Origin of the sequence: Bacillus sp. JJ1127 (assembly GCF_036965845.1) — a bacterium.
Classification (GTDB): domain Bacteria; phylum Bacillota; class Bacilli; order Bacillales; family Bacillaceae_G; genus Bacillus_A.
Genome location: NZ_JBALQK010000174.1, coordinates 16,312 through 16,735 on the forward strand (window position 1 = coordinate 16,312; position 424 = coordinate 16,735).

The 424-nt window shown below is 25.9% G+C and carries 1 protein-coding gene; it reads left to right on the forward strand.

What is annotated here, in order from left to right; all coding sequences use genetic code 11:
• The first annotated feature begins 169 nt into the window (after window positions 1-169).
• Entirely contained in the window at window positions 170-307 is a 138-nt protein-coding gene (locus V7183_RS17215) for a hypothetical protein (RefSeq protein WP_170958173.1), read from the forward strand.
• The last annotated feature ends 117 nt before the right edge of the window (window positions 308-424 follow it).

Sequence of the window (424 nt, forward strand, 5' to 3'; positions counted from 1 at the left end):
ATTGATGTATATATAGTTAAACCCAACTTACTTTTCTCTACAATTTAAGATAGAAAACTTATTGTCCATTAACACAAAATAAATAGATATCGTTGTACACTCTCTACCGTAACTTTTACTAGAGTTCATACATATAATATTTATATATTACACTGGGGGTGATAATATCATGAGTAAAGATGATGACTACCGTAAAAACTCTTCTAGCAATAAAGATGTCCGTAATTCATCTTCCCAATCGCAAAAAGACTTATACCAACAAGGCTATGTAAAGAAAAAAGGATGTAATTGTAATAAAAATAAATAGACCATATTTTCATTTGAAAATTCCAGAAAAACTTTCTATAATTAACCTATTATTTCAGATTAATAGTCTATTTGCATTTTTTATTAAGATTTAAATCGATAAAGTAAAACTTTAATC